The sequence below is a fragment of the Streptomyces sp. WI03-4A genome, assembly GCF_033792105.1.
Lineage (GTDB): Bacteria > Actinomycetota > Actinomycetes > Streptomycetales > Streptomycetaceae > Streptomyces > Streptomyces collinus_A.
Genome location: NZ_JARAUO010000039.1, coordinates 70392 through 94570, shown reverse-complemented (window position 1 = coordinate 94570; position 24179 = coordinate 70392). Strand labels below are relative to the sequence as shown.

17 protein-coding genes and 6 pseudogenes are annotated in these 24179 nt (G+C 70.8%); 11 read left to right on the top strand and 12 right to left on the bottom strand.

The genetic code is table 11. The features are described from left to right. Positions 1–303, bottom strand: a pseudogene (locus PV343_RS31050) (DNA-directed RNA polymerase subunit alpha); the annotation flags it as partial. Between the two features lie 859 nt (positions 304–1162). Between PV343_RS31050 and PV343_RS31045 the strand changes: the two are divergent. Both PV343_RS31045 and PV343_RS31040 read left to right on the top strand, forming a co-directional pair. Next, positions 1163–1552: pseudogene (locus tag PV343_RS31045) on the top strand (maleylpyruvate isomerase N-terminal domain-containing protein); the annotation flags it as partial. Positions 1553–1585: 33 nt separating this feature from the next. Continuing rightward, positions 1586–1885, top strand: coding sequence for a hypothetical protein (locus PV343_RS31040; protein ID WP_319150369.1), 300 nt, complete (start codon positions 1586–1588; stop codon positions 1883–1885). Between the two features lie 136 nt (positions 1886–2021). Here PV343_RS31040 and PV343_RS31035 read toward each other — a convergent pair whose 3' ends face one another. The 3 genes from PV343_RS31035 to PV343_RS31025 all read right to left on the bottom strand — a co-directional run bounded on the left by PV343_RS31035 (position 2022) and on the right by PV343_RS31025 (position 2809). Beyond that, on the bottom strand, positions 2022–2210 hold the full coding sequence (locus tag PV343_RS31035) for a hypothetical protein (RefSeq protein WP_319150363.1): 189 nt from the start codon (positions 2208–2210) through the stop codon (positions 2022–2024). A 150-nt stretch (positions 2211–2360) separates the two neighbouring features. Continuing rightward, positions 2361–2573: a hypothetical protein gene (locus tag PV343_RS31030; RefSeq protein ID WP_319150362.1), complete on the bottom strand. Its 213-nt coding sequence runs from the start codon at positions 2571–2573 to the stop codon at positions 2361–2363. Continuing rightward, a complete protein-coding gene (locus PV343_RS31025; protein ID WP_319150361.1) occupies positions 2561–2809 on the bottom strand; it encodes a hypothetical protein in 249 nt (82 codons plus the stop codon). Before PV343_RS31025 ends, PV343_RS31030 begins: the two co-directional genes overlap by 13 nt. Before the next feature lie 212 nt (positions 2810–3021). Here PV343_RS31025 and PV343_RS31020 point away from each other — a divergent pair, with 212 nt between their 5' ends. The 3 genes from PV343_RS31020 to PV343_RS31010 all read left to right on the top strand — a co-directional run bounded on the left by PV343_RS31020 (position 3022) and on the right by PV343_RS31010 (position 5449). Beyond that, positions 3022–3528, top strand: a complete 507-nt coding sequence (locus tag PV343_RS31020; RefSeq protein WP_319150360.1) for a GNAT family N-acetyltransferase — start codon at positions 3022–3024, stop codon at positions 3526–3528. 173 nt (positions 3529–3701) lie between these two features. Then, on the top strand, positions 3702–4637 hold the full coding sequence (locus tag PV343_RS31015) for a class I SAM-dependent methyltransferase (RefSeq protein ID WP_319150359.1): 936 nt from the start codon (positions 3702–3704) through the stop codon (positions 4635–4637). A gap of 278 nt (positions 4638–4915) precedes the next feature. Further along, positions 4916–5449 carry a DUF488 family protein gene (locus PV343_RS31010; RefSeq protein WP_319150358.1) on the top strand — a complete coding sequence of 178 codons (534 nt, stop codon included), beginning with the start codon at positions 4916–4918 and terminating at the stop codon, positions 5447–5449. Positions 5450–5638: 189 nt separating this feature from the next. On the opposite strand, the gene PV343_RS31005 is transcribed toward PV343_RS31010, so the two are convergent. Beyond that, positions 5639–6112, bottom strand: a complete 474-nt coding sequence (locus PV343_RS31005; protein ID WP_319150357.1) for an SPW repeat protein — start codon at positions 6110–6112, stop codon at positions 5639–5641. 752 nt (positions 6113–6864) lie between these two features. Between PV343_RS31005 and PV343_RS31000 the strand changes: the two genes are divergently transcribed. Continuing rightward, complete coding sequence (locus PV343_RS31000; RefSeq protein ID WP_319150356.1) at positions 6865–7029, top strand: hypothetical protein; 165 nt, start codon at positions 6865–6867, stop codon at positions 7027–7029. 21 nt (positions 7030–7050) lie between these two features. Here the strand turns inward: PV343_RS31000 and PV343_RS30995 are convergent, their stop codons facing one another. Together PV343_RS30995 and PV343_RS30990 are read right to left on the bottom strand one after the other, a co-directional pair. Next, positions 7051–7956 (bottom strand): hypothetical protein, encoded by a 906-nt coding sequence (locus PV343_RS30995; protein ID WP_319150355.1) that lies wholly within the window; start codon positions 7954–7956, stop codon positions 7051–7053. 158 nt (positions 7957–8114) lie between these two features. Further along, positions 8115–8477, bottom strand: a complete 363-nt coding sequence (locus PV343_RS30990; protein ID WP_319150354.1) for an antibiotic biosynthesis monooxygenase — start codon at positions 8475–8477, stop codon at positions 8115–8117. A 140-nt stretch (positions 8478–8617) separates the two neighbouring features. Between PV343_RS30990 and PV343_RS30985 the strand changes: the two are divergent. Next, positions 8618–8776 (top strand): annotated as a pseudogene (locus PV343_RS30985) (DUF664 domain-containing protein); the annotation flags it as partial. Here the strand turns inward: PV343_RS30985 and PV343_RS30980 are convergent. Continuing rightward, on the bottom strand, positions 8764–16926 hold the full coding sequence (locus PV343_RS30980) for an alpha/beta fold hydrolase (RefSeq protein ID WP_319150353.1): 8163 nt from the start codon (positions 16924–16926) through the stop codon (positions 8764–8766). The pseudogene PV343_RS30985 and the gene PV343_RS30980 sit on opposite strands and share 13 nt — an antisense overlap. 391 nt (positions 16927–17317) lie before the next feature. Here PV343_RS30980 and PV343_RS30975 point away from each other — a divergent pair, with 391 nt between their 5' ends. Together PV343_RS30975 and ctaD are read left to right on the top strand one after the other, a co-directional pair. Then, complete coding sequence (locus PV343_RS30975; RefSeq protein WP_319150368.1) at positions 17318–18127, top strand: PIG-L family deacetylase; 810 nt, start codon at positions 17318–17320, stop codon at positions 18125–18127. A 350-nt stretch (positions 18128–18477) separates the two neighbouring features. After that, complete coding sequence (ctaD, locus tag PV343_RS30970; protein ID WP_401701997.1) at positions 18478–20199, top strand: cytochrome c oxidase subunit I; 1722 nt, start codon at positions 18478–18480, stop codon at positions 20197–20199. 540 nt (positions 20200–20739) lie between these two features. On the opposite strand, the pseudogene PV343_RS30965 reads toward ctaD, so the two are convergent. Continuing rightward, positions 20740–20811 (bottom strand): annotated as a pseudogene (locus tag PV343_RS30965) (MerR family DNA-binding transcriptional regulator); the annotation flags it as partial. 78 nt (positions 20812–20889) lie between these two features. Continuing rightward, complete coding sequence (locus tag PV343_RS30960; RefSeq protein WP_319150352.1) at positions 20890–21348, bottom strand: hypothetical protein; 459 nt, start codon at positions 21346–21348, stop codon at positions 20890–20892. Between the two features lie 100 nt (positions 21349–21448). Between PV343_RS30960 and PV343_RS30955 the strand changes: the two are divergent. Both PV343_RS30955 and PV343_RS30950 read left to right on the top strand, forming a co-directional pair. After that, positions 21449–21625: pseudogene (locus PV343_RS30955) on the top strand (nuclear transport factor 2 family protein); the annotation flags it as partial. Between the two features lie 40 nt (positions 21626–21665). Further along, entirely contained in the window at positions 21666–22412 is a 747-nt protein-coding gene (locus PV343_RS30950; RefSeq protein ID WP_319150351.1) for an aminoglycoside phosphotransferase family protein, read from the top strand. A 103-nt stretch (positions 22413–22515) separates the two neighbouring features. Here PV343_RS30950 and PV343_RS30945 read toward each other — a convergent pair. Together PV343_RS30945 and PV343_RS30940 are read right to left on the bottom strand one after the other, a co-directional pair. Then, positions 22516–23027 (bottom strand): annotated as a pseudogene (locus tag PV343_RS30945) (GNAT family N-acetyltransferase). 75 nt (positions 23028–23102) lie between these two features. Beyond that, the gene (locus PV343_RS30940) at positions 23103–24101 is read right to left on the bottom strand and encodes an aldo/keto reductase family protein (RefSeq protein WP_319150350.1); all 999 of its coding nucleotides are present in this window, start codon (positions 24099–24101) and stop codon (positions 23103–23105) included. Positions 24102–24179 lie beyond the last annotated feature (78 nt).

The following is a 24179-nucleotide window of genomic DNA, read 5'->3' as shown; positions in this document are numbered from 1 at the left end:
GCCCTGCTTGCGCAGGTACATCACGACCGGCTCGTCGTGCTCCGAGGAGACGACCAGCTGCTTGATGTTGAGGATCAGGTCGGTGACGTCCTCCTTGACACCCGGCACGGTGGTGAACTCGTGCAGCACGCCGTCGACCCGGATGCTGGTGACAGCGGCACCGGGGATCGAGGAGAGGAGGGTACGGCGGAGGGAGTTGCCGAGGGTGTAGCCGAAGCCCGGCTCCAGCGGCTCGATCACGAACCGGGAGCGGAACTCGTCGACGACCTCTTCGGTCAACGAGGGACGCTGAGCAATCAGCACGACGTATGGCCTCCAGAGTGGGGCGCCCGCTATATGACGCCGTGGACACACGTAAGGGTACGGGCGGATCGGCCTGCCCACGGTGCCGAACCGCCCACGGACCACTCCGGACGGAATCGTTTCGCTGCCTGAGATCGGCGCAACCCCGCTTCGGTCCGCGATGCGGGCCTTACCTGACCCCCACCGCAAGACCGCAGCATGCGGGCCCGGACGTACGCCGCAACCGCCTTCACCCGGGCGGGAGGTTCAGCCAGGTGATGCCACGCCAGTTATGCCTCGCAGCACAGTAGTTCGGCGACGGCGTGCCGCTGGTCGGGTGACCGGACAGCGTATGACAGCTCGTTCGCTTCTTTCCCTTCTCACCTTCACTCCCGCCGCAGTCTCGTGGGAGCCCTGGTCAACCGCATGGCCGGGTGGCGCCGCAGCGATAGATACACGGAGGCGCGAGGACTGTTGCGTCGGCGTCAGCAGCGGCTCAGTCGTCGAAGTGCTGTCTCTTGCCCTTATCGCGTCCGTTCTTGTCCTTGCTTTCGTGGTCCTGGTGGTCACCCTGTTCGTGCGCGGGCGGCACTCTGCGGGCCGGTGCAGCGCAGCAGGTCACCCCGGCGCGCTCTGTCCGCCCGGGAGCGAGCGGGGCGCCGCCTGGCGGGCCTCGCGGACGCTGCTGACGCACCGAAATGGACTGGTCGCATTGCATGCAAGGCTATAAGAAGTCGTACCGCAACCCTCTTGAGGCCCTAGGTCCCTCTAAGGTCGGCCGTATTCTTGTCCGCAGTCGCAGGATTGGCGGTTAGCTGCACTCCAGGGGGTGCCGTGGCATCAGGCCGCCGACAGCACCGGAGACGCACCAGTGACACCAATGCGCGACGGAATGGCGGAGGAGATCCACACCTTCGACGGCGTCCTGGTTCCCGCCACGCAGCATGATCGAATGGGGGACGGCATCTTTGCGGACGGGCACCCGGGTTCGGAACGATCTCGGCCTGTGCTCGCGAGGACAGGCCCCGAGTGGACGCTGTTCGATCTGGTGCGGCACCTGGGTACGGGCCAGCGCTGGTGGGCCGCGATCGTCGCCGCGGGCCCGGCCGAGGCTCCGCCGGCCAAGGATGCCGCCGAGGCGCCGCGCGAGCTCGAGGCGCTGCTGGCCTGGTAGGCCGAGTCGAACGAGCTGCTGCTGAGTGCGCTGCGCGAGGCTGGCCCGGAGCGCGAGTGCGGGACGTGGTCGAGCGCCGGCGGGTCGCCGGCGAATGCCTGGGGCGCTGCCCGGCGCCAGGTGCACGAGGTGCTGGTGCACACATACGACGCCCAGCTCGCCGCAGGCGCCGTGCAGCCGATACCGGCGGACGTCGCGATCGACGGCGTGGCCGAGTTTCTCGACACCTGCAACTCCACCCCGGCGGCCTGGCCGCACGAGGCCGCCACCATCCACTACCACGCCACCGAGGGCCGCTCCTGGCTCCTCGCGCTGGACGGCACCGGCGCCTGGCCCGCGCCCCTCACGGACGACACCGGGCCCGCCTCCGCTTCGGCCACGGGCACGGCCGAGCAGTTCTCCTCTTCGTCTGGGGTCGCCTCACGCTGAGCGACCTGAAGATCGAGGCTGACAAGCAGGTGTTCGAGCAACTGATCGCCTGGGAGCCCGAGGAGTAGCCAGTCAATACCGCCAGCGGACGGTCTCGATGACGTCCGCGTCGGTGAACATCGCGAAGTCGGCGCAGTCAGAGCAGACACCAGGTCCAGCACCACGGCGTCCAGTAGCCGGCGGGCCTCCGCTCGTTCCCCGCCGCGCACTTGATGACGACCTGCTGACCCCTTAGGACGTGCACCTCGTCGCCGGGGGCGAGCATCAAGGGACGGTCGAGCACGTAGATCGCGTCCGGGTCGAAACGCAGCTCGTTCAGAATCATCGCTCTGTCCGCCGTTACCGGCTCGCCCTGCAGCCTCATGGACACAGGATGGTGCATGCGAGTCGGGTGAGCAGCGTCTGCGGTCGCCCGGATCGGCGCCCGCCCGCGGCCCCGGCGTTCCAGCCTACGAAGATGGCGGCACGCTGCTGGCTACCGAGAGCACGCGTCCCGTCCGGCGCGGTCAGGATCGGTCATGGTGCGCCGGGCCCAGTGGTACGGGTCGGTGAAGCGGCGGTCGGTGACCACGATGTACGCGAGCGCGTGAGCCGCCTGGGCCACGGAGCCGCGCACCGTGTCGTCCGCGTGCGGCACCACCATCTCCAGGACGCCGACGCAGTCGCCGCCGTGCGTCACCGGCGCCACGACCGGCACCCGCCGTCGGCCTCGCCCTCCTCGAGCAGCCGCTGGCTGCGGAGCACCTTGTCGTACCGGCTCCCGGGCAGCCCGATCCGCTGCGCCTCGCCGAGCGACTCCGCCGCCATGCCGGCCCGGGGCGGCCGTACGGCCTCCTGCCCGATCACGTCGACGAACAGAAACGACACGTCGCCCGCGCCGAACCGCTTCTCCAGATTCCGGGCCATCACATCCACCGATTCCACGGGCGCCGCATCCTCCGCGGCCCTCAGAACCTCGTCCAGGCCCAAACCCTCACCACATACCCCGGTCACCTCACGGTCCGCTTCTCCCGGGTGCCCGGCCTCCCCGCCGACTGACGCACGCGTCTGGCACGGCACGCATCGAGCACGGCACGGCCGGATCTCGCCCCGAAAAAGCGGAGGAGCGAAGACTCCGTGGTGTGGAGACTGGGCGTATGACGCATCTGAGCGAACCGCCCCATCTGGTGTGGCCCACAGCAGCGGTGCGCACGTCGTACCTGGCCGGCGAGCGAGCCGACTGCCTGGCGGAAGGAAGAACCACCGACTGGCTCGGTCCGGCAGGGGACGACTTCGAGGCCTTCGTCGAGCAGCGCCGCGGCGTGCAGATCCGCTGGAACGTACCCGCCACCATATTCTGGTACGTCTCGGGTGAGCATTATCTCGGCACACTTGTGGTGCGGCATCGCCTGACGCCGGAACTGGCCGCGGCGGGCGGCCACATCGGGTACCACGTCGTCACGCCGTGGCGTCGGCAAGGGCACGCTACGAGGATGCTCGCAGCCGGGCTGACGGAATGCCTCAGTCTCGGCCTCGAACGGGTTCTGCTGACCTGTGCTTCCGACAACGAGGCCTCGCGCCGCGTCATCCGGGCCAACGGCGGCGTGCCCGACGGCCAGGCACAAGGTGAGGACCGATTCTGGATCACCGTTCCGCGGTCGTGAACCCGCCGAACGTCGATGCGTCGGCATGATCTGTCGGCCTGATGCGTGGGGCTCGCGCCGAGCCGGCAGCCGGCGGCCGGCTCGGCGAATCCGCTGCTCGCCGGCGGAGCTCGCGGCCGGAGAAACGGTCTTCCCGGCCACCGCGCGACCAGGGTGGTGTTCAATACGGCCTCATGGGCGACAGCGGGCGTGCGGCGAGCCGGACAGCGGTGCTGGTGTGCCAGGGGCGGGCGGCCGCCCACGGCAGGGCCGGGACCGACCGGTTCTCGGACCCGGTGGCCGCGCAACTGCTGTACGACGCCGAGCGCGAGCCCGTCGACGAGGTACGCGCGGACAGCGCGCCGAAGGGCTGGCAGGAACGCACCCGGTACGAGACGGTGCGGGCGTGCGCCGAGGTCGTCGTGCCCCGGACGGTCGCGATCGACGATGCCTTGCGCGCCCATGCGACCGGCCAGCTCGTGATCCTCGGCGCCGGCCTGGACACACGCGCCTGGCGTCTGCCCGAACTGGCACGGACCGACGTATGGGAGGTCGACCATCCAGCCTCCCAGCAGGACAAGCAGGCACGCCTCGCCGACGCCGCCGCCCGCCTCCGGGGACCCGACGACGGCGATCACCCGTCCCCACGGCAACCCGAGCGCACCGGGCTGCCGGTCCTCGCCCGTTCCGTACGTTTCACGCCGGTCGATTTCGCCGTCGACGACCTCGGTACGGCGCTGGCCGCCCACGGGCACGACGCCTCCGCGCCGACGACATGGCTGTGGGAGGGCGTCGTCCCCTACCTCACCCGCGAGCAGGTAGGCGCCACGCTGACCGCGCTCGCCGACCGGACGGCCCCGGGCAGCGCACTCGTCGTCAACTACCAGACGCCGTCGGCGCGGGCGGCCGCGGGACGGCTCCTGACCCGCCTGCTCGGCAGCTCCATCACCTCGGGTGAACCCTGGCGCTCACTGTGGCGGCCGCAGCAGATGGCCGCCCTGCTCATGGAGCACGGCCTGCGGGTGGTGTCGGACGACGACCTCCTCTCCCTCGCTCACGCCCTCACCGGCCCGGCCGACCGGCGGGCGTCCCTGCAGTCGGGGCGCGTGGCCGTCGCGGAGAGCGGCTGACGTCGTTCGCCTGGGGCGGCCGCCCTGCCCCTCCTGAGTCGGCCCGGTCACGGCGCGGCGGCAGCGGGTCAGCGGCTGCCGGCCGAGGGCGGCCCCGCATGACGCGTGCCGGACCTGGGGACTCGGGCCACCGACGAGAACGCCCGCGAATCCGAGCACCAGTGAGAAAGGGTCGTTCGGGATTCGCACCGGATCAGTGGTGCCGGGTCGTGAGCAGCATGACCAGGAGGGCCACCAGTAGCGCTGACCCGTACTCCGGTACGCAGAGGGAGCGGCTCGTGACGACACCTCTCCTCACCCTCGGGCACAGCTCGGCAGACCGCGAGCAGCTCACTGCTCTGATGCGCCAGGCCGGTATCGAGGCGGTCGTGGACGTGCGCACCGCCCCGGGCAGCCGCCGCAACCCCGACGTACTGCGGGACAGGCTCGCCCAGTGGATGCCCGAAGCGGCCATCGCCTACCGCTGGGAGCCGGCCCTCGGCGGGTTCCGCAAACCGGCCCCGGACAGTCCGGACACCTTCTGGCACAACGACTCCTTCCGCGGCTACGCCGGGCACACCCGCTCCCCCGCGTTCGTCACCGCCATGGAACAACTGCTCCGGGAGGCGGCGGACACCCGCACGGCGGTGATGTGCCGCGAAGCGGTCTGGTGGCGCTGTCACCGGCGTCTGATCGCGGACTTCGCGGTCGTCGCGCGCGGCGTACCGGTCTGTCACCTGATGCACGACGGACGCCTCACTCCGCATCCGCCCACCTCCGGAGCGCGACTGCGCCCGGACGGCCTCCTCGTCTACGACCGCGCCGACACGTGACGACGACGGAGTGGAACGACTGAGTGGAGGATCGGGGACGAACCGAGTGGAGGGGACGGGCGGCACGCGTGAGGCGGCCGGCTCATCCGGAGCCGGCCGCCTCACCTCAGGGACACACGATCAGTTCAGGGCACGCTCACATCACGCTCACCAGGGGGCGCTCGGTCGGCCGACCGGCGTGCGAAGCGCCTAGATCCCTGCTCGCATGCCTCGCCGTGCCTTCGCCGACTCGCCCGCCCGGGCGGCCGCGCTGGCTGCCAGCGCGAGGCACAGTGCGACGGCACCCACGATGACGTTGTTGACGATGGTCTTGGTCGTGCTCACGTTGCCCGCGACCACCCACGGGGAGATGATCGTCCACACTCCCAGAGCACAGGACCCCCACGCCATGCTGTGGGTCCGCTCATAGGCACGGCCGAACCCGCCGCTCATGAGCAGGGCGTAGGCGAGACCGACGATCAGGTTGGTGACGGCAAGGGTCGACAGGCCGTTGAACCCGCAGATCCACGGCGACGCCGCCAGATAGATACCGGTGATGAACGCCAGCATCCCGACGGTCTGCCCCTGCGGGGTGCTCGTGGCACGCTCGGCCATCTCATGCCGCATCCGCATGTCGATGATGTCGGGATGCGTTTCCATGGACGACCTGGGAGAAGTGGTCATTTCCTTCACCTCGGAAAACGAGTACCGAATCCCTGACACCGTCCGGGTACCCCGTCACCGCCGAGGAACCAGCCACTCCGCGCTTCACGGAGAAGACGACCGCGCCTTCCGCCTGGTTCCCGGGCCGTCCGCGCTGTGCGCTCTGGCCTGCGCCGACGCGCCCACCTGCTTCGTGAAGCCCTCCCTGAACGGAGCACCACCCCAGCGGCCGCCCGCAACCGCTCGCGGTCCTCCACGCGGTCGTCCTCACAGTCGTCCGGAAACACTCGGACCGCGTGTGTCGGCCACGGCGCATGGGATACCTGGAAGGCGTGGGGTTGAGCAACCAGCCCCACAGGTTCCCCGGGGCGCACCGGCCCCGAGGAACCACACCGACGACTGACGCCGGGCGGAAGAGGCGGACCGGGCCCCGCGCACCGCCGTGCACGGGGCCCAGGAGCGCGCCGCCTCCCGGTATCCCTCGAGTCGCGGGCGCTCGCCCAGGTACACCAGCCCGGGCCCTCACCTCTGATTCGCCCTTTCTCGGCGATCGGATGCAGCCGCCGCGCACAACACCGCAGCCCGTCACTGAGGCCCCCCTGGACCCCGCCCGCCACTGCCGCGCCGAGCACCAGCAGCGCCACGCCGGTGACGACGCTCATGCCTCGCCGGGCATGGCCGACCCCGGAGGGCGACACCCGCGAAAGTCGTCACGACCGAGCACCGATGTGACACTGTGTGACCAGTTACTCACGCCGTAGAGGAGTCATGTCGTGTCGGACATCCTTGCCGACCTCAGGTACACCGATGCCTCCGACGAACCCGAGGAAGTCATTGGCGACCCCTACGGCACCTGGCTGTTCAAGATCAAGCCGGCGGCGGGCGCCGCCACCGACCAGTTCATGGACGCGGCCGCCTACGCCGACCTGATCGGCTGACCACCGAACGCGCCGCCGCCCTCAGTTGCGCAGCGTCATCACGAGCAGCACCACCAGCGCGATCAGCACAGCGCCGCCGACCGACGCCAGGGTGATCTTCAGGGCGCTGTACGGCCGCTCGCCGATCACCTCACCGGTACGGGCGTTGACCATCACCGGCCATGCCTTGCCGGCGTGGAGGTAGGTCAGGAACCAGACGGGCAGCAGCACCAGTTTGTAGGTGAGGTCGCTGTAGGCGGTGGACACGGAGTGCACCCGCTGCTCGTCGCCGCCGATGTCCCGCTTGCAGTCGGCGCGGATCACCGGCGCCATCCGCGCCTTCGCCGACTCCAGGCCCACCTCCGGCTCGACGTCGTAGCGGACGGTCCGGAAGCCCGCGAGGTACTCCTCCTGGTAGGGAACCGTCTTCTCCAGCGGCCAGGGGGTCAGCTTGTCCAGTTCTTCCACCGGCTCCTGGCCGCTGCCGGGCACCAGCACGTCGTCGAAGAACCGGCCGACCGTCCCGGACGTGAGATGCCAGCGGGTGTGCCGCACCCGGCGGGTGTTGCCCTCGGAGTCCTCTTCCTCCTCCCAGTAGTACTCGCCACGTGCGCCTGTGTAGTGGGTGGTGGTCTGCGCGTCGTACGTCCAGTGCGGCAGGTAGCTGCCCCGGTAGGTCTCCGCCTCGGTGACCTTCTTCAGCTCGTTCGGCGCGAACCAGCGGGACTTGGTCCACTGGGCCAGCGCCTCGCGGGCCTGCTCGCGGCCCACCTCGAAGGGCAGTACGGCCTCGGGCACCACGCGCTCGGTGCCGGAGGCGTCCGCGACCAGCGGGGTGGCGCAGAACTGGCACTTGTCGCTGAGCGTGTCGCTCTCGGTCACCGCGTGGCAGCCGGGGCAGGTGTACACCTTCACCCGGTCCGGCGCGGAGGCGCGGCGGGGCAACACGGCCCCCGCGCTCCGCCCAGCAATCAGCCGACAGTATGCCCGCAGTCCTCGATTCGGCCACGAGCAGGGGCGAACAAGCCATGGGCGAGGACAGCCCCGGGGCGAGAACGGTGACGACGACGCCGCCGTGCCCCCTGCGTCGGATCACGACCGGCGCTCTACGACTCCTGCGCCCGCGTGAATCCGTGGCTCCGCTCCACCTTCGCCACGTGCAGCGTGTAGCTCTGGTACCAATCGGCCCGCCCTCGCTTCTGCGCCGCCTGGTGTTCGGCGTTGGTTCGCCACTGCGTGAGGGCGTCGGCGTCGCGGAAGTACCCGACGGTGATGCCCAGCCCGCCAGGAGTCTGCGCGTGGTCCATCCCCAGGTACCCGGGGACGTCCTGCACCAGTTCCTCCATGCGTGCGTTGGTCTCGCCGTATCCGCTCTGGTCCTGGGTGCGCACCGTGGTGAAGACGGCGACGTAGTAGGGGGGTTCGAAGGCCTCGACGGGCGCGACAGGAAGGTGGGAGTGATCGCTCATGCCGCCACCTTGACATCCTCGCCCCCTGAAGGAGGGCGATTCCCGTCTGCCGCTCCGTTACCTGCCCCCACAGGCGTGGGGCGGCCACGTCTGCCGGTCTTGCGGTCCACGTACGGGATCTTGAGGCCGCGAGCAGCCCGGTCAAACACGTGGCCAGCGTCGAGGCCAGGTACTTCGGCGAGGTCTTCGACCTGCCGTCCCCGGAACCGCTGCCTCGGTGGCAGGACCATGACGGCAGCGATCTGTGGGCGACTGCGGACGAGACCCGCGACCAGGTCATCGAGTCCTACCGGCGCACGTCGAGTGTTGCGATCCAGTCGCGTACCGCCGCGGCCGTCGAGCGTGCGTCTTCCTCGAGGATGCTCAGATGGCTCCCTGGGACGTCCACCGTGTCGTGGGTGCCCGGCCAGGCTGACCGCCACCGCTGCGGCATGCCCGGCAACGGGTGTGTGGCCCGGACGAGGAGGGTGGGCACTCCGGTCGGCTGTGGCTCCCAGGTACGGATCATCCGGGTGTACGCGCCCATCGACAGCAGCGTGAGGTCGTCCACCGCGTCGTCGAAGCGCTCTCCCATGGCCAGCGGCACCCGTGCGGGCAGGGCCAGCAGCCAGGGTTCCGCCTCCCGGTCCGGTGTGACGTGGTACGAGTCCACCAGAACGAGTCCGGCGGGCGGATCGCCGTCGGCCGCCAGCCGTTCGGTGACCGCGTGCGCCGCCGTACCGCCCATGGAGTGGCCCACGACGACGTACGGGCGGCCGCCGAGGTGACGCCGCACCGTGGCCGCGTGCAGCCCGGCCAGCGTGTGCAGGTCCCTCGCAACGGCGTCCCCGTCGTCGACGCCGGGGTGCCGTAGCTCGTAGACGTCCCGGTCGCCGTCGAAACAGGCGGCGAGCCCCGCGTGCCAGGGCCTGCCCATCCCGGGGGCGAAGCCCGGGACGCAGACGAGTGCGGGGCCGCCCGCTCCGGTCGCCGGGCGCAGCGGCGACAGCTCGTGGCGGTCGGCGTCGTCACTGTCGAAGGACGGCGCACCGAGGGACGCGGTCACCAGCAGGTGCATGGCCGAGACCACGTCGCCGGTCTCGCAGACCTTGCGGTAAAGGGCCGGCAGGGTGTGCCCGGCGCGTGGGCCGTTCGCCGCGCGCGGGGCTCGCATGGGCGTCAGGGCGGGCGTGGGCATGGGAGCGGGCGTGGGCATGGGAGCGGGCGCGGGCATGGGAGCGGGCGCGGACGTGGGGGGCCGGTCGGGCGCGTCCGCCTTCGACACGTCGGCCTCCGGCACATCCGACTCCGGCACGCCGGCCCACGACCCGTCCGTGCCCGGCCCGTCCGGCGGACATTCGGGCAGGGCAGCGCTCAGCTCCGCGTGCAGGTGAGCGGCGAGGTCACGTACGTTCGGCCTGTCGTAGACGACGGTGGCCGCCAGCGGCACGCCGGTCAGCAGGCTCAGCCGGTTGCGCAGCAGCACGCTCATCAGCGAGTCGAGACCGAGTTCGGGGAAGTCGCGGTCGACGGCGCTCGGGTCGGTGTGCCCGAGCACCGCGGCGGCCTCGGCGCGGATCAGGTCCTCGAGCGCCGCCGTCCGCTCGACCGGGGGCAGACCCGTGAGCCGGTCGCGCCAGGCGCCTTCGCCTCCCTCGCCGACCCCGTCCTCAGCCTGATCGGAGGAGGCTGTCGGCCGTGCCGGACGCAGCAACCCGCGCAACGGAGGTGGCAAGGGTGTCCCGGCGACGAGTGCTCCAGGTGTGCGGTCGAGTGGCAGTGGTGCCAGGACCGGGTCTGCGCCGGCCAGCGCCGCGTCGAAGAGTGCCAGGGCCCGGCCGGGGGCAACGGGGCGTACCGCGCCGCCGTGGACCCGGCCGGTGCGGGCCGCCATGCCGTCCGTGTCGGCCCACGGTCCCCAGAGCAGCGACACGGCGGGCAGCCCGAGCGCGGCGCGGTGCCCGGCGAGGGCGTCCAGGAAGGAGTTCGCGGCAGCGTAGTTGGCCTGGCCCGGGTTGCCCAGCAGGCCGGCCGCGGAGGAGAACATGACGAAATGCGTCAGGGGCAGGTCCTTCGTCAGCTCGTGCAGATGCCAGGCGGCGTCGGCCTTCGGCCTCCAGACGGTGGCCAGTCGTTCGGGCGTCAGTGCCTCCAGCACGCCGTCGTCCAGAACGCCGGCCGTGTGCACGACGGCGGTGATGTCGCTTCCGAACTTTGTCAGAGGCTCTTCGAGTTGGGTGCGCTCGGTGACATCGCAGGCGACCAGGTCCACCTGTGCGCCGGCCCGCTCCAGCTCGGTCTGCAGGGCTCGGGCACCGGGCGCCTCCGGCCCACGCCTGCTGACGAGCAGCAGACGCCGCACCCCGTGCCGGGCGACCAGGTGCCGGGCCAGGTGTGCGCCGAGGGATCCGGTACCGCCGGTGACCAGGACGGTGCCCTGGCCGAACGGAGAACCTGCTGCGGTCGACATCCCCACTGCGGCCGGTTCGGTGGCCGTCAGCCGTGGGACGCCGAACCGGCCTCCGCGGATGGACAGTTGTGGCTCGCCGGTGGCGACGGCGGCGGGCACGAGGCGCAGCGACTCGGGCCCGCCGTCCACGTCCACGAGCGTGAGGCGCCCGGGGTACTCCGCCTGCGCGGCCCGCAACAGTCCCCAGACCGTGGCGGCGGGCAGGTCCGGTGCCTCGTCGGCAGCACCGCGTGTCACCACGACCAGCCGTCCGGGACCCGCGAGACGCGTCCGCGCCAGGTCCAGGGCCCGCAGCGCGAGCGCGTACGCGGCCGCGGCAGGGTCGGCGCCGCCCGCGGTGGTGGCGGACAGGGAGACCACGGCAGCATCGGATTCGCCCTCGGCCACCGTGCCCTCCTGCGAGAGCACCATGGCCAGGCCCAGGTCGTCCGGGTCCGCCACCGACAGGCGTGCTCCGTCATCCGGGACCGGCAGGTTCGCCCAGCTCAGCCGGTGCAGGTCTCTGACCGGCACCGCGTCCGGCCGCGGGACGGGGCGCGTGACCAGGGATTCCACGACGGCGACCGGCGCTCCGGAGGTGGTGGTGAGGTCCACGCGGACGGTGTCCGGGCCGGTTGTCCTGATGCGTGCGCGCAGCCGCGTGGCTCCGGTCGCGTACAGCGTCATTCCTTGCCAGGCGAACGGCATGCGGGCCTGGCCGGCGGGCGGGCCGGTGAGCAGCCTGGCGTGCAGGGCCGCGTCGAGCAGCGCCGGGTGGACGGCGTGGCGTCGGGCCTGCTCCCCCGCTGCAGGGCCGATCTCGGCGAACAGTTCCTCGCCGCGCTGCCACAGGGCCTTGACCCCTTGGAACGCCGGTCCGTACGCATAGCCGGCCGCGGCCAGTCGCTCGTAGGCACCGGTGAGACTCACGGCACTGGCATCCGGCGGCGGCCACGCACCCGACATGGTCGACCCGGCCGAGACGGCCACCGCGGGGTCCCTGGTCTCGGTGGCGGGGCCGAGCCGCCCGCCGGCGTGGTGGGTCCAGGCGCCGAGTGCGCCGCCGTCCTCGGGCCGGCTGTACACGTCGGCGGTGCGGCGGCCGGTGCCGTCCGGTTCTCCCAAGGCCACCTGTACCTGAATCCGGTCCCGGTCCGTGGCGGGCAGCGGCAGCGGCGCCAGGTGGACGAGCTCCTCCAGTACGTCGAGACCGCAGGCGTCGCCTGCGTGGAGCACCAGGTCCGCGAACGCGGCGCCGGGCAGGAGCGTCTGTCCGGCGACGGCATGGTCGCGCAGCCACGGCTGGGCCGCACCGGACAGCAGTCCGCCGCACAGCAGGCGGTTCGTGCCCGGCACTGTGGTCGTGTGGGTGAGCACCGGATGACCTGCGACGGCTCTGGTCCCGCCCCCTGCCTCGGCCCCGGCGGCGTCGGTGGCGCTGCTGGTGGTGCCGTCCAGCCAGTAGCGCTGCCGCTGGAAGGGGTAGGTAGGCAGGTCGACGTGGCGGGCACCGCTGTCCGCGTAGACCCGTCGCCAGTCCACCGGCAGACCGTGGGCGTGCACCCGGCCCAGCGCGGAGTACAGCGTCTGCGGCTCGGGCTCGATGGCGGCGCGACGGGCGACGGGCGTGCACAGCAGCCCGCCGCCCGAGCCGTCGAGAGCAGTGATGGTCTGGGCCGTGAGCTGTGCGTCCGGGCCGATCTCGACGAAGGCGGTCGCCCGGCCCTCGTCCGCCAGCCACCGCACGCAGTCCCCGAAGCGCACGGCTTCCCGGGCGTGCCGTACCCAGTAGTGGGCGGAGCGCAGCTCGTCGGCGGCAGCCGGGCGGCCGGTCAGTCCCGAGAGCACCGGGACACGAGGCTCGCGATACGTCAACTGATGTGCTGTTCGAGCGAATTCGTCGAGCATCGGCTCCATCAGTGCGGAGTGGAATGCGTGGCTGACCCGCAGCCGGCTGGTACGGCGCCCGCGCGCGGCGAACTCGGCCGCGAGGGCGAGGACAGGCTCTTCTGCGCCAGAGACGACGACCGCGTGCGGGCCGTTCACGGCCGCGATCGCGACCCCGTCGGTGAGTCCGGCTGCGACCTCCGCCTCGGTGGCGTCCAGCGCGACCATGGCCCCGCCGTCGGGCAGCTCTCGCATCAACCGACCGCGAGCCGACACAAGTTGCACGGCGTCCTGCTCGGACAGGACCCCCGCCGCGTGGGCCGCTGCCAGTTCGCCGACGGAGTGCCCGGCCAGGAAGTCCGGCCGCACACCCCAGGACTCCAGCAGCCGGAACACCGCCACTTCGAAGACGAACAGAGCAGCTTGGGCGAAGTCGGTTCGGTCCAGCAGCCCTCCCGCGTCCGCATCCCACATCACCGAGCGCAGCGGGCGCTCCAGATGGGTGTCGAAGCGCTCGCACAGGGCGTCGAAGGCGGCGGCGAACACGGGAAAGGCCTCGTACAACTCACTTCCCATGCCCGCGTGTTGTACCCCTTGACCGGTGAACAACAGCGTGAGCCGACCGGCGGAGGCAGTGGTGTGTGGCTCGGCCGAAGTGGCGAGGGCGTCCAGGGCATTCAGCAGGCCGGCTCGGTGGCCGGCATCGAGCGCGGCCCGGTGAGCGAGCGCGGCGCGCGCGGTGGCCTGGGTGAACGCCACGTCCAGTGGGCCGAGTTCGGGACGCTCACGCAGAACGGTGGCAACCCGTTCGGCCTGGGCCCGCAGCGCGGCCTGGCTCGCCCCGGAGAGCAACAGCGGGGGCGTGGCCGTCCGGCGGTGGGGCGCCTGGGCGGTGACGGTCGTCGGCCCGGGCTCCTCCAGGATCACATGCGCGTTGGTCCCACCTATCCCGAACGCCGACACGGCGGCCCTGCGGGGCCGCCCGGCCTGCCGCCGCCATTCCTCCGGTCCGGTCAGCAGCCGTACGGCACCGGACGACCAGTCCACCCGGGGAGACGGTTCGTCCGCGTGCAAGGTGCGCGGGAGGATGCCGTGCCGCATGGCCAGGACCGTCTTGATGACGCCGCCGACTCCGGCAGCGGCCTGGGTGTGACCGAGGTTGGACTTCAACGAGCCCAGCCACAGAGGGCGTTCGGCGGGCCGGCCAGGGCTGTATGCGGCGAGCAGCGCCTGGGCCTCGATCGGGTCGCCGAGCGCGGTGCCGGTGCCGTGTGCCTCGACGGCGTCGACATCCGCGGGCGAGAGCCCGGCGTCGGCGAGTGCCGCCCTGATCACCCGTTGTTGCGCGGGGCCGTTGGGTGCGGTCAGGCCGTTGGAGGCACCGTCTGAGTTGACGGCCGAGCCGCGCAGCACGGCCAGCACAGGGTGGCCGTTGCGGCGCGCGTCGGACAGGCGCTCCAGCAGTACCAGGCCGACGCCCTCGCCCCAGGCGGTGCCGTCCGCCGCCGCGGCGAACGGCTTGCAGCGGCCGTCCGGGGCGAGGGCGCGCAGTCGGCTGAACGCGAGGAAGGGCGCGGGTGAGGCCATCACGGTCACCCCTCCGGCGAGGGTCAGCGAGCATTCACCGTCGCGCAGGGCCCGCGCGGCCGAGTGGATCGCCACCAGCGACGACGAGCACGCCGTGTCCACGGTGACGGCCGGTCCGCGCAGGCCCAGGGTGTACGCGATCCGGCCGGAGGCCACGCTGCCCGCCGATCCGAGGGCGAGATGGGACTCCAGCTCGTGCCCGGCCTGATGGAGCAGACGCCCCGCGTAGTCGCTGTGCATGACCCCGACGAACACACCGGTGTCGCTGTCGCGCAGCCCGGACGGGTCGAGGCCCGCACGCTCCAGCAGTTCCCAGCCGGTCTCCAGGAGCAGTCGCTGCTGAGGGTCGGTGGCCAGTGCCTCACGGGGCGACATGCCGAAGAACGCGGCGTCGAACTCGGCGGCCCGGTGCAGGAAGCCGCCCCTGCGGGTGACGGAGGTGCCCAGCCGGTCGGGATCTGGGTCGTAGAGCACGTCCTCGTCCCAGCCGCGGTCCGAGGGGAAGTCGGAGGTCGCGTCGGTGCCGTCCGCGAGGAGCCGCCACAGGTCCTCCGGGGACTCCACGCCGCCTGGATAGCGGCAGGCCATGGAGACGACGGCGATCGGCTCACCGGGCTCGGCGCCGGCTGCGCCGCCGGAGGTGGCAGCCGCCCCGGTGTCGTGTGTCCCGCGCAGCGCCCTGTGCACGAGTCGTGCCACGGCGGCGGGCGTGGGGTGGTCGAACACGAGTGTCGCGGGCAGGTCGAGCCCGGTCTCGGTGCCCAGCCGGTCGCGCAGCAGCACACCGCCGAGCGAGGTGAGTCCGAGCGCGGTGAACGGCTGGTCGGGATCGATGCTCCGCGCGGGCGTGCCGGCCGTGCGCGCCGTCTGTTCGAGCACCAGGTCGAGGACGGCGTCGGGCACCGCTGCGAGCCGTGCGCGGAGCTCGGCCGAGGCGGTGTGCCGCTCCCCCGCGAGCCGCTGGTCCAACTGCGCGACGAGCGCCGCCCGGATGATCTTCCCGGACGGGGTGCGGGGGACGGACCCGGTCGCGTAGATCTCGTCCGGCACCTTGAACCCGGACAGCCGCTCCCGGCAGATCTCGAGCGCCCGCGCCGTGTCGAGGCCGTCGGGTCCGGGAACCACCAGGGCGACCGGCACCTCGCCCAGGACGTCGTGCGCTCGGCCGACCACGGCCGCGTCCGTGACGCCGGGGCAGACGAGCAACGCCTGCTCCACCTCCGACGGGTTGACGTTCTGACCGCCCCGGATGATCAGCTCCTTGACCCGGCCGGTGACGCGCAGGGAGCCGTGCGGCAGGAACCGGCCGAGGTCCCCGGTGCGGTACCAGCCGTCGGTGAGCACCTCGGCCGTGGCCTCGGGGCGGTTGTGGTAGCCGATCATCAGGCCGGGACCCCGGACCCAGATCTCCCCCTCGTCCCCGTCGGCGACGTCGGCGCCGGTGTGCGGGTCGGCCAGCTGGACGGTGAGCCCTTCCAGCGGATAGCCGCTGGAATCCTCGTCGCGGAGCCCGCCGGGGCCGCCGAGCCGGTCGAGAGGGCCGAGGCGGTCCAGACGGTCCACGGCGATCTTCCCGCAGGTCTCGGTCGAGCCGTAGCCGTCGAGCAGCGGAACGCCGAGTACCTGGCCGATCTCGGCCTTCAGCCCACCGGAGCACGGCGCGCCCGCCGTGACGCACACCCGCAGGGAGAAGGGCACGGCGGCCGGCGTACGCCGCAGCGAGTCCAGCAGCAGACGGTACGTGGCGGGCACCCCCGCCACCATGGTGAACGGCTCCTCGGCGAGCCCTGCGCCGAGCGCCTCGGCGACGTTCCCACCCCGCTCCAGCAGATAGGCGCCGGCGCCGACCGAGACCACCCCGAGCAGGCAGAGCGAGTGGGCGTAGCAGTGGAACATCGGCAGCGGCCAGAGCAGTTGGTCCCGCTCGCTCAGCCCGTACGCCGGCACATAGGCCGCTGCCACCGACCACAGAGCCGACCGCTGTGTCGAGACGACACCCTTGCTCTCTCCCGTGGTGCCCGAGGTGTAGAGGATCCAGGCCGGATCGTCGAGGCCGAGATCATCGCGAGGCGGACACCCAAAATCCGTGCCGGTCAGATCCTCGAAGTCGAGCACGTCCTGCGCCGCCGCGCCTTGGCCGACGGCGACCACGCGCGTCCCGGGCCGCGCGGACAGCAACGGGAAAACCAGCGGCAGCAGCTCGACCTCCGTGATGACGACGCTCGCACCGCTGTCGTCGAGGAAGTGGGCCAACTCCGTCTCGGAAGCACCGGTGTTGAGCATCACTCCGACGGCCGCGGCCCGGAGGACACCCAGACACGCCTCGACCACCTCCACCCGATTGCCGAGGTGGACGGCGACGCGATCCCCGCGCCGTACCCCGAGCCGAGCGAGATGCCCGGCCAGCCGGGCGGTGCGCTCCTCCAACTCCCGGTAGGTGACGGCCCGACGCGCGTCACGGTAGGCCGTCTTGCCTCCCCGCCGGACCGAGTGCTCCCGTAAGGTGCCCGGCAGCGCACGCACCAACTCGGCCTCGAACTCAGGCATCCCCACCCCTTTGTTCGCACACTGGTCGCGAGAACAGTACGTCAGCCGGCGGGCGCTCCCCGGGGCGGCGCGACGCCGATCCGCCCCCGCGCGCCACCGTGCTTCTCGCGGAACCAGCCAGACCGTACCCGGGCTCTGGGAGAGTTTCGGAGAGCGCGGGAACAGGCGGTCGGGCCAGCGCTGTTGCACCACCCGAGGGACCGGCGCCGCACGGGAGCGGATCAGAGGGGGCAGAGGTCGTCCGGTCCGACGGGATCCTGCCCTCGGCTCCACCGTGCGCCCGGCACCAGATATCCAGACGGTCCTGGCCGCGTCTGCCGCAGACTCGGACCGAGACCTTTTCCCACAGGAGGACTGTTCCATGACCACCAGCGACCGACCTCTTACGCTCATGGCGGTGCACGCCCACCCCGACGACGAGGCCACCGGAACGGGAGGTGTTCTCGCCCGGTATGCGGCGGAGGGCATCCGCACGGTGCTCGTGACCTGTACCGACGGCGGTTGCGGTGACGGTCCCGGGGGCGTGAAGCCGGGTGAGCCCGGGCACGATCCGGTGGCCGTGGCCGAGATGCGACGCCGGGAACTTGAGGCGAGCTGCGACATCCTGAAGATCAGCCACCTGGAGACGCTGGACTACGCCGACTCCGGGATGATGGGCTGGACGACCAACGACGCCCCCGGATCCTTCTGGCGTACCCCCGTGGAGGAGGGCGCGGCCCGGCTTGCGGAGCTTCTGCGCCGTTACCAGCCCGATGTGGTCGTCACCTATGACGAGAACGGCTTCTACGGCCACCCCGACCACATCCAGGCGAACCGCATCACCATGGCGGCCCTGGCCATGACCGAGCAGGCACCCAAGGTGTACTGGACGACGGCGCCCCGCTCGATGATGCAGCGCTTCGGCGAAGTCATGCGCGAGTTCGGTGGGGACTGGGAGGAGCCGGACCCCGACGAGGCCGCCACGATGGCTGAGATCGGACTGCCCGACGAGGAGATCACCACCTGGGTGGACACCAGCGCGTTCGGCGGCCAGAAGTACGACGCGCTGGCCGCGCACGCCAGCCAGGGCGAGAACATCTTCTTCCTCAAGATGGGCCAGAAGAGGTTCACCGAGTTGATGGGTGTCGAGACCTTCGTACGCGTCCGGGACACCACTGACGCGCCTGTGCCGGAGAACGACCTCTTCGCCGGCCTGCGCTGACCTGCCCGCCTCCGTCGGGCCCTGCGACCCTCGTGGTTCGCAGGGCCCGACCTGGACTCCCGCATATCCAGAGGTGTCCACCTGGGCCCACTCCGGCGGCCGCTCGTCCGCCGTGCGCGCTGAGCGCGACGGGCCCCGCGGTCTGGGCCCCGGTCCGCTGCCCTGCACGCCCGGCCCCTGTCTCCCGTCCGTGACACGCCGACGCTGCTCCATCCGAGTGCATCCGTCATGCGATCGGCCGTGCCCGCACTACTTGGCGCCCCCCATCCGGCTCTCACACCGCGAGGATGGCGGATGACCGACGCGACGGCGCGAGCGGGACCACGATCACTTCGGGAGACGGACGACTTGTGAGCATCCTCAACGACCCCCAGGGTGCCGCGGCAGCCGAGGACACCTACGCCAACGAACAGCCCGTCCGGCGCAAGCAGCCCGGTGGCGTCGTGGTGAAGTGGCTGACGACCACCGACCACAAGACGATCGGCACGCTGTATCTGACGACGTCGTTCATCTTCTTCCTGGTCGGCGGCGTGATGGCGCTGCTGATCCGCGCCGAGCTCGCTCGCCCCGGCCTGCAGATCGTCTCGAACGAGCAGTACAACCAGTTGTTCACGATGCACGGCACGATCATGCTGCTGATGTTCGCCACCCCGCTCTTCGCCGGCTTCACCAACTGGATCATGCCGCTGCAGATCGGCGCCCCCGACGTCGCCTTTCCCCGGCTGAACATGTTCGCCTACTGGCTCTACCTGTTCGGCTCGCTCGTCGCGGTGGGCGGCTTCCTCACCCCGCAGGGCGCGGCCGACTTCGGCTGGTTCGCCTACTCACCGCTCTCCGACGCGGTCCGCTCGCCGGGCTTCGGCTCCGACATGTGGATCATGGGTCTGGCCTTCTCCGGCTTCGGCACCATCCTCGGCGCGGTCAACTTCATCACCACCATCATCTGCATGCGCGCCCCCGGCATGACCATGTTCCGCATGCCGATCTTCGTGTGGAACGTGCTGCTGACCGCGGTTCTGGTCCTGCTGGCCTTCCCGGTCCTGGCCGCCGCGCTGTTCGCCCTGGAGGCGGACCGAAAGTTCGGCGCACACGTCTTCGACGCGGCCAACGGCGGCCCGTTGCTGTGGCAACACCTCTTCTGGTTCTTCGGCCATCCAGAGGTCTACATCATCGCCCTGCCGTTCTTCGGCATCATCAGCGAGATCATCCCGGTCTTCTCCCGCAAGCCGATGTTCGGCTACATGGGCCTGATCGCCGCGACCATCTCCATCGCCGGCCTGTCCGTGACGGTGTGGGCGCACCACATGTACGTCACCGGCGGCGTACTGCTGCCCTTCTTCTCCTTCATGACGTTCCTCATCGCCGTACCCACCGGCGTGAAGTTCTTCAACTGGATCGGCACCATGTGGAAGGGCTCACTGTCCTTCGAGACACCCATGCTGTGGGCGGCAGGCTTCCTGGTCACGTTCCTGTTCGGCGGGCTGACCGGCGTGATCCTGGCTTCACCCCCCATGGACTTCCACGTCTCGGACTCGTACTTCGTCGTCGCCCACTTCCACTACGTGGTCTTCGGCACGGTGGTCTTCGCGATGTTCGCGGGCTTCCACTTCTGGTGGCCGAAGATGACCGGCAAGCTGCTGGACGAACGACTCGGCAAGATCACCTTCTGGACGCTGTTCGTCGGCTTCCACGGCACCTTCCTGGTCCAGCACTGGCTCGGCGCCGAAGGCATGCCCCGCCGCTACGCCGACTACCTGGCGGCCGACGGTTTCACTACGCTGAACACCATCTCCAGCATCAGCTCCTTCCTCCTCGGCCTGTCGATGCTCCCCTTCCTCTACAACGTGTGGAAGACCGCCCGCTACGGCAAGCCGGTGGGCGTCGACGACCCGTGGGGCTACGGCCGTTCGCTGGAGTGGGCGACCTCCTGCCCGCCGCCCCGGCACAACTTCCTCACCCTGCCGCGGATCCGCAGCGAATCCCCGGCGTTCGACCTGCACCACCCCGAGATCGCCATGAACGAGCATGAGGGCCACCTGCCCACCAACGTCGGCGGCCAGGACCGCCGATAGGTGGCAGGCCCGATCAAAAGGTCAGTAGGGAGCCGGGGAAGACTGCTGCCGCCTGCGAACAACTTGGCGCGTGCCAGGTGAGCGCAGTCTTACCCTGGCTCGATATCGTCGGAGTTGCATCCCTACTACCGAGACGGCAACCGTTGCAGGACATCCTCCAGCACGTCGCGGGCGTGCCTCACGTCATCGAGGGAACACCCGCGACATGAACAGTCCGCGCCCTGCGGATAGCGGGGGCGACGCCCCGGTGGTGCCAGAAAGGCGCGGTATCGCCGAAGGGCTTGGTCGGTGGCACCGGGGAAGAGGTAGTAGTCGCCCGAGTGACACTCCACTCGATATATCGCCAGAGTCGTGCGGCCAGAGAGGCCGTGGATCCGATCCGGTGGCAAGCCCTCGCTGGTGGGAGGACGACTCTGTTCGCCGCGCAGGGCGCCAGGCCGTTTACGCGGCATAGGCCTTTCGGTATGTGGTCACGACGCCATCATGCCAGCTCGTACGCCCGAGTTGGAGGTCTGCAGCCCTCCAGCTGCCGGTGGCTCGGTCATCGTAGTGCCGCAGCGTCCGGGACGTCACCCCGGACATCCGGGCCACGTCCGCGATCGACCAGGCCATAGCCGTGCCTTTCATCGCCGGGCCGGTGTCTCCGGCCACAGCGATGACCGTAGAAGCACCGCCGGCTCGCCCCGCGGCTCAGGTCCGACCTGCATCGTCGCAGGTGGCAACGGCACCGGCCGAACGGAGTGATCGCCCCGGGTCTCCGGTCAGAATGGCGGGGTGTCGCCGCCACCACCACAGATCGGGACCGGGCAGCCCGTGGAACTGGTCGAGTGCTTGGCCGTCGTCGTCGATGGTCGCGGCCTTGTAGCGGTCGTCGAGAGCCTTGATCCGGGGGGTCCAGAGCTGAACGATGTGATCGTCCAGCAGGATCCACGCCTCGTGCAGCCAGTTCCGGCAGTAGAGGTCGTTGGTGTACTCGTGGATGTCGTCGCCGTAGCCGCGTTCGATGGCGCTCACCAGAAGGGCCCACGCGTTCACCATTTCAGCGACCGTGCATTCCGTCCGCCAGCCGCGCCGGCGCAGCCGCTCCCCCACCTCGGTTTCAGTAGCCACGGCCGTGAGACGGTCACGCTGATCGCGCCCAGTCGACACAGATACTCCCCGACGTTCTGACCGACCAGCGCCGGGAACACGCCCGTACCCGCAGCGAGAAACGTGAAAGGCGTCCAACGAGGCGGCCCCCCGGCAGCCCCCCTCTCAACCCCGCCGCGGGGACAAGCCCTGTCAGACGCACGACGTCCACGGCACCGTCGCGACCGCGACCATGACTCTCGCGCACGGCGCGGACCCCTTCACCGACGTCTTCCTGCTGGTCCGCACCGACGACACCTGGCGCATCGCCAACAAGGTCCACCACCGGCACTCCTGAGCGGACCGGAAGTCCACACGGTCACTGGATACTGGTCGTCATGGATGAGGTCGAGGTCGTCGTCGCCCATTCCGAGCGCGCGACCCTGCGCGTCGGCGACGTTTTTCTCAAGGTGGACGCCGACCAGGCGCGCATCGACGTCGAGGTGGAGGCCATGCCCCTGGCGCCGGTCCCCACCCCGAAAATTCTGTGGCGCAAGCCGCCCGTGCTCGCGATCGCCGCCGTCCCGGGGACCGCACTCGGCCGGCTCGGCGAGCCGTCGACCGCGTCTTCGGCGGCGTGGGCCGCGGCGGGTGCTGCCGTGCGGAAGTTGCACGCCGCTGAGTTGCCGTCCTGGACCGGCCGGGCCGGCCAGAACCTGGACGATTTGGCGGCGGACCTCGACGGCGAGTGCGAGTGGCTCGTGACGAACGGCGTCCTGCCCGCCGACCTGGTCGCCCGCAACCGCGAGGTCGCCGAAGCCGCGTTCCGGCCGTGGACTTCCGCGTTCACGCACGGCGACCTGCAGGTCAGTCACGTGTTCGTCGACGGCGACGAGGTCACGGGCATCATCGACTGGTCCGAGGCGGGCCAGGGCGATGCCCTGTACGACCTCGCCATCTTGACGCTCGGGCACGAGGAGCGGCTCGGCGACGTCGTAGCCGGCTACGGCACCGATGTCGACCTTGACGTGATCCGCGCATGGTGGTCGTTGCGGAGCCTGCTGACGGTGCGCTGGCTGTCCGAGCACGGCTTCGACCCGTCCGCGCCGGGCTGCGAGGTCGATGTGCTGAGATCCCGTATGTGAGGCTGGGCGAGAGTGGGTGAGCCCAACTGCGGCGAACGCGCTCCGACGCGTCGAGCAAGTCGCCCTAGGGGCCGGTGGTATGGGACCGCGGGCGGTCCACCGGTTACGCCACGCCGTCCGGTTGAAGCAGCAGGTCGCGCTGGAACCAGGTGCCCGACTTGCCGCCGAGATGGGCAGGGCCGGCCGGGCCGACGGGGACGAACCCGGCCTTCGTCAGCACCTCCGGGACGCGACATTCTGATCGGCGGTGGCCGCCCGCAGTGTGTGCAGGCCGTACTGGTCCGCCGCCAGTCGGCACAGTTCACGGACGGCCTCGGTCGCCACGCCGCGGCCGGTCGCATGCTGCGCCACCCGGTAGCCGAGTTCCGCGCCGCGGTCCTCGATGTCGACCAGGTTGAACCTGCCGAGCACCGAGCCGTCTTCGGCGACGAGCACGTGGAAGGCGCAGATGCCGGCTTCCTGTTCGGCCAGCAAGTCCTCGTACCTGTCGGTGAACTGGGCGAAGTAGTCGTCCCCGCGGTCGGAGATCGAGCCGGCGAAGTAGGAGCGATTCGCCAACTCGAAGGCCAGGACCGCGGATGCGTGGCCGGCATGCAGTCGCTTCAGCTCGGGCATGGCCCAAGCGTACCGAGGCGGTTGGCTGGAGCCGTGTGGAGCTCGGCTCCGACGACCCGCCCGGTCAGTCGCCCCTCACCGGCGTTTGATCCCCGCTTCGGCGCCCGGGGCGAGGACGGGGTCGGTGACGGGGGCGTCGCCGAGGGCCTGGTCGATGGCGGCCAGCAGGTCGTCGGACAGCTCCACGCCGGAGGCGGCGGCGTTGGCGTGCACCTGCTCGGGGCGGGAGGCGCCGGTGATGGCGGAGGCCACTTCGCCGCGGCGCAGCACCCAGGCCAAGGCCAGGGTGGGCAGGCTCGTCCCGGCCTGCTCGGCGATCGGGGCGAGGCGCTGGACCGCTTCCAGGGTGGCATCGCTGTAGACGAGATCCTTGGAGACGGCCATGGTGTCGCTGGCGAACCGGCTGCCCTGCGGTGCCGGGTGCCCCGGCTTGTATTTGCCGGTCAGCACGCCCTGGGCCAGCGGGGACCACACGATCTGCGAGATGCCGTTGGCGGCCGACAGGGGGAAGACCTCGGCCTCGGGGGCCTGCCACAGCATGGAGTACTGCGGCTGGGAGGAGACGAACAGCTCGGGACCGGCGATGTCGATCGCCGTCCGGATCTGCTCCGGAGTCCACTCGCTGAAGCCCAGATAGCGGGCCTTGCCCTGCTGGACGACCTTCTGGAACGCCTCGATCGTGTCCTCGACGGGCACGGACGGGTCGAAGCGGTGGGCCTGGTAGAGGTCGACGTGGTCGGTCTTCAGGCGGGTGAGGGAGGCGTCGATCTGCTTGGCGATCTGCGCCGGGGACAGGCCCTGGTCGGCCGGGTCGTCGGACATCCGGCCCCAGACCTTGGTGGCCAGGACGTACGAGTCCCGCGGACGGGTGGAGAGGATCTCGCCCCACGCCGTCTCGGCGGCGCCTCGCCCGTAGACGTTGGCGGTGTCGAAGAAGTTGATGCCGGCCTCGAAGGCCGCTTCGGTGCAGGCGCGGGTCGCGTCCGCCTCCACTCCGCCGGAGTAGGTGAGCCAGGACCCCAGCGAGATCTCCGAGACCTCCAGGTCCGAGCTGCCCAGCTTTCGGTACCGCATGATCGCTCCTTCGGGTGTGGGTGGGTGGTGCGAGTGCCCAGCCTGCGTCGGCGTACTGCCATGTACGGGGAGCGGATG

Bases quoted from the DNA above. Each gene is read 5' to 3' on its own strand.
- PV343_RS31035 (WP_319150363.1), bottom strand. From the start codon at position 2,210: ATGATTCTGAACGAGCTGCGTTTCGACCCGGACGCGATCTACGTGCTC.
- PV343_RS31020 (WP_319150360.1), top strand. From the start codon at position 3,022: ATGACGCATCTGAGCGAACCGCCCCATCTGGTGTGGCCCACAGCAGCG.
- PV343_RS31015 (WP_319150359.1), top strand. From the start codon at position 3,702: ATGGGCGACAGCGGGCGTGCGGCGAGCCGGACAGCGGTGCTGGTGTGC.
- PV343_RS31005 (WP_319150357.1), bottom strand. From the start codon at position 6,112: ATGACCACTTCTCCCAGGTCGTCCATGGAAACGCATCCCGACATCATC.
- PV343_RS30990 (WP_319150354.1), bottom strand. From the start codon at position 8,477: ATGAGCGATCACTCCCACCTTCCTGTCGCGCCCGTCGAGGCCTTCGAA.
- PV343_RS30980 (WP_319150353.1), bottom strand. From the start codon at position 16,926: ATGCCTGAGTTCGAGGCCGAGTTGGTGCGTGCGCTGCCGGGCACCTTA.
- PV343_RS30975 (WP_319150368.1), top strand. From the start codon at position 17,318: ATGGCGGTGCACGCCCACCCCGACGACGAGGCCACCGGAACGGGAGGT.
- PV343_RS30950 (WP_319150351.1), top strand. From the start codon at position 21,666: ATGGATGAGGTCGAGGTCGTCGTCGCCCATTCCGAGCGCGCGACCCTG.
- PV343_RS30940 (WP_319150350.1), bottom strand. From the start codon at position 24,101: ATGCGGTACCGAAAGCTGGGCAGCTCGGACCTGGAGGTCTCGGAGATC.